This window comes from Streptomyces pathocidini (genome assembly GCF_001418495.1).
GTDB lineage: Bacteria > Actinomycetota > Actinomycetes > Streptomycetales > Streptomycetaceae > Streptomyces > Streptomyces pathocidini.
The window spans coordinates 1-4,262 of record NZ_LIQY01000484.1 but is presented as its reverse complement, the minus strand read 5'-3'; the positions used below and the strand labels follow the sequence as shown (position 1 = coordinate 4,262).

The 4,262-nt window shown below is 76.0% G+C and carries 3 protein-coding genes and 1 pseudogene; 1 reads left to right on the top strand and 3 read right to left on the bottom strand.

Features of this window, described 5'->3' with window-relative positions:
- From AOK16_RS20945 to AOK16_RS20935, 3 genes are all read right to left on the bottom strand, one after another.
- A partial coding sequence (locus tag AOK16_RS20945) for a thiamine pyrophosphate-binding protein (protein ID WP_079101619.1) occupies window positions 1-1,001 on the bottom strand: 1,001 nt, incomplete at its 3' end.
- Entirely contained in the window at window positions 998-3,382 is a 2,385-nt protein-coding gene (locus AOK16_RS20940) for a xanthine dehydrogenase family protein molybdopterin-binding subunit (RefSeq protein ID WP_055473734.1), read from the bottom strand. The genes AOK16_RS20940 and AOK16_RS20945, both read right to left, overlap by 4 nt.
- On the bottom strand, window positions 3,379-3,843 hold the full coding sequence (locus tag AOK16_RS20935; protein ID WP_055473733.1) for a (2Fe-2S)-binding protein: 465 nt from the start codon (window positions 3,841-3,843) through the stop codon (window positions 3,379-3,381). The genes AOK16_RS20940 and AOK16_RS20935 overlap by 4 nt, the downstream gene beginning before the upstream one ends.
- A 98-nt stretch (window positions 3,844-3,941) precedes the next feature.
- Between AOK16_RS20935 and AOK16_RS20930 the strand changes: the two are divergent.
- A pseudogene (locus AOK16_RS20930) lies at window positions 3,942-4,262 on the top strand (hypothetical protein); the annotation flags it as partial.

The window sequence follows — 4,262 nt, the reverse complement described above, 5'->3', positions numbered from 1 at the left end:
GTCCCGGGCGGGTGGGCCCCCAGCATCCGCAGCGCGGGCGCCAGGCCGGTGATGACGGCGGTTCCGCTCGGGCACCAGGACGCCTGCTCGGGGTCGTCGGTGAGCAGGTAGAGGTCGGTCCCGGGCGGGAGTTGGGGGCCGGTCCCCGGGACGTGGTACGTGAACACCGGCGCGCCCACCGACAGCACCAGGTCGTTGCCCGCCAGCGCGCGCACGATGTCCTCCCGCACCGGCGGCAGGAAGCCGGCGAACAGCGGGTGCGGTTCGGGGAAGGCGCAGCGGTGGGACATCGGCTCGGCCCAGACGGGCGCGTTGTGCGCCTCGGCCAGTGCCACCAGGTCGGGCACGGCCCCCTCGCGGTCGACCCCGGCCCCCGCGATCAGCGCGGGCGACCGGGCGCTCGCCAGTGCCTCGCCCGCGCGGGCGAGCAGGTCGGGGTCCGCGGCCACGGTGGTGCTCGCCCGCCGGACCGCGACCGGTTCGGCGCGGCGGTCCCAGTCGTCGCTCGGGACGGACACGAGCACGGGCCCGGCGGGGGGAGCGGTCGCGAGGTGCCGGGCGCGGGCGATGGCCGACGGCACGTCCTCGGCGCGGGCGGGTTCGCGGCCGAGCTTGACGTACGGGCGGGGCAGTGTGGCCGCGTCCTCCGACAGCAGGTACGGGTGTCCCTCCAGCAGTGAGCGCGCCTGCTGGCCCGCGACGACCACCAGCGGCGTCCGGTTGCGGCGCGCGGTGAACAGCGCGCCCATCGCGTGCCCCACCCCGGCCGCCGAGTGCAGGTTGACCAGCACGGGGCCATGCGTGGCCTGCGCGTACCCGTCCGCCATCGCCACCACCACCGACTCCTGCAGTCCCAGCACGTACCGGAAGTCGCCGGGAAAGTCGCGCAGCATGGGCAGTTCCAGCGATCCGGGGTTGCCGAAGACGGTGGTCATGCCCTCCGCGCGCAGCAGGTCGAACACCGCCTCGCGCACCGTGGTCGCCTCGTCGGACCGGTTCATCGGATACCGCCTTCCGCCGTGATGCCCGCTGCCCGGAGCGCCGCGCGAACGCGCGGCGGGGTGAGCGGGAGGGAGGTGAGAGTGTGCGCGATCTCGGGAACCGCGGCGGCGACCGCGCACGCCACCGCCGCGGGCGGCAGGATCGTGCCGCCCTCGCCGAGCCCTTTGAAGCCGCCGGGGATCGCCGCGCTGGGGGTGCACGCGTGCTCGATGACGAGGTCTTCGGGGACGTCCTGGGCGGCGGGGACGGTGTATTCGCGGAACGACCGGGTCAGGGGATCGGCCGCGGCGTCCGCCCTGGCCTCCTCGGTGAGCGCCTGCCCCAGCCCCTGGACGATCCCCCCGGCGATCTGCCCGTGCGCGATCAGCGGGTTGACCAGGACGCCGCTGTCGTGCACGGCCCAGTAGCCCTCGACGGTGACGCGGCCGGTCCCGAGGTCGACGGCGACCTCGGCGGCGTGCGCGCCGTGGGCGAAGGTGAGGCCAGGCGGGTCGAAATCCACCGACTCCTCCAGCCGGACCGGGTCGGTGCTCTGCCGTCTGCCCCATCCCCGGTAGCCGCGGTGGGCGACCTCGTGCCAGGTGATCCGCGCGCCGTCGGCCGTGTGGAAGGCCGCGTCCTGGGACGCGGGCCCCGCGGCGGCGGTGACCCGCAGGTCCACCCGCTCGGGGCCGGTGGACAGGAAGGCGGCGGCCAGCGCCCGCATCCGGTCGGCGAGCCGCCGCGCGGCGATGACGAGCGCGCCGCCCGCGAGCGTCAGTGCCCGGCTGGCCTGGGCGGACAGGTCGGAGTGGGGGGCGGTGTCGGTGTCGCCGAGTTCGACCCGTACCCAGTCCAGGGGCACGCCCAGCCCCTCGGCCGCGATCTGGGCCAGGCTGGTCTCGATGCCCTGGCCGACCGCGATGACTCCGGAGTGGACCGTGACGGTCCCGTCGTGGTTGATCCGCAGCCGCACTCCCTCCCAGCCGCTCCAGGCGATCCCGAACGCCTCCAGCAGGGCCGAGGGCGCGAACGCGCTGATCTCGACCGCGGCCACGACGGCGGTGGCCCGGCGCACCCATGGCGGGTCAGGTGGGGGCGGGCGTTCGGCCAGGGCGGCGGCCCGGCGCAGGACGGCGCCGTAGTCACCGCTGTCATAGGTGAGTCCGGTGTGCGTGGTGTACGGGAGTTCCTCCGGGCGGATCAGATTGCGCAGTCTCAACTCCAGCCGGGGGAGGCCCAGTTCGCGGGCGGCCTCGTCGATGAGCCGCTCGCGGATGAACGCCGCTTCCTGCATGCCGTATCCGCGGTAGGCGCCGGTGGGGACGCGGGTCGTGTACACCCCGGTGACGGTGGCCGCGGCGGCGTCCACGTGGTACGGGCCCTGGAGGGTCAGGGCGGTGACCTGGTGCGGCCCGCTGCCCGCCTGGGTCGCGTACGCGCCGAGGTCGGCGAGGACGTGCGCGTCGAACGCGAGGAACCGGCCTTCGCCGGTGACGGCGAGGCGAGCCGTGGTCCGCTGGCCCCGGCCCTGGTAGGCACCGGTGAAGTTCTCCGCGCGGGACTCCACCCAGCGCACCGGGGCGCCCAGGGCGACCGCGGCGGCGCACACCATCGCCTCGTCCGGGTAGAGGAGGACCTTGCTGCCGAACGAGCCGCCCACGTCGGGCGCGATGACGCGCACCCGGTCCGCGCGCAGCCCCAGTACGGCACAGAGGTCCTGGCGCATGGAGTGCGGTGACTGGGTGCTGGCGCGCACGGTGAGCAGCCCGGTGCCCGGGTCGTACTCGGCCAGCACGCCGCGCGGTTCCAGCGGGGCGTGGTTCACCCGCGGGAGCGTGAACTCGCGCTCCACGACCACCGCCGCCCGCGCGAGGGCCGAGGTGATGTCCGCCGCGGGAGAGCCGAAGCGGACGCGGCCGGCCTCGTTGCCCGCGGCCCCCGGCACGACGAGCGGAGCGTGCTCGGCCAGCGCGTCGGCGATCGTGGGCACCGGGGGCAGGGGGGCGAGGTCGAGCCGCACGGCTTCGGCCAGGTCCTCGGCCGCGGTGGGCGTGTCCGCGACGACGATGCCCAGTGGCTGCCCCGCGTAGCGAGCGGTGTGGGCGGCGACGGGGATGGTGTCCTCCGGCTGGCCGGGCAGCCGCCAGGCAGTGGGGATGGGCGCCGTGCGCTCGGCGAGGTCGTCCGGCCCCAGCACCAGGGCGCAGCGCGGGTCGTGCCGGGCGGCGGTGGCGTCGAAGCCGAGGACCCGGGCGTGCGCCGAGGGGCTTCGTACAAACGCCGCGTGCAGCGTTCCCGCGGCGCGCAGGTCGGCGAGGAAGCGGCCGTGTCCGCGAACCAGCCGGTCGTGGTGGCGGGGTGGCACGGGTCTGCCGATGTGGCGGTGGCTCCCGGTCACCGGTCGGTTCCCGGGCCGCCGATGGTCCTCCGCAGGGCGGCGCGGATGCCGCCGTAGCCGGTGCATCTGCACAAGTGCCCGGCCAGCACGTCCTCTTCGGCGCCGCCGTGGTCGGCGGCGTGGGCCATGCGCACCAGCAGGCCAGGGGTGCAGAAGCCGCACTGGAGTCCGTGTTCCTCGATGAGGGCGCGTTGGGCCGGCGTCAGGTCGCCACCGCCCGCGATGCCCTCGACCGTGGTGACCTCCCGGCCGTCGGCCTGCACCGCGAGCACGAGGCAGGAGCAGACCGGCTCACCGTCGAGCAGCACCACGCAGGCGCCGCAGTCACCGGTACCGCAGCCGACGTGCGTACCGGTCAACCGCAGTGCGGTGCGCAGGTGTTCGGCCAGGGTGGTGTGGTGCCGGGTCTCCTCGGTGTGCAGCACCCCGTTGACCCGCGCCGTGACCGTCCGCGTGCTCATCGCCCCTCCCGGCCGGCTCTGGCCGCCAGGGCCCGCAGGAGCAGTACGCCGGCCACCTCGGCCCGGTACTCCTGGTCCTCGAGGGCGGGTTCGGGTACGTGGCCGGGTCCGGCTTCGGGTCCGGGTCCGGGTCCACCGCCGGCTTCGGGTCCGCGGCCGGATTCACGTCCGCGGCCGGGGGCCTGGGCCGTCTCCGCGACGACGGCGGCGACCAGGCCGGGGTGCGGCCCGGCGACGGCACGGCCGACCAGCGCGGCCTCGACGTCCTCGAGGGCGGGTTCGGGTACGTGGCCGGGTCCGGCTTCGGGTCCGGGTCCGGGTCCACCGCCGGCTTCGGGTCCGCGGCCGGATTCACGTCCGCGGCCGGGGGCCTGGGCCGTCTCCGCGACGACGGCGGCGACCAGGCCGGGGTGCGGCCC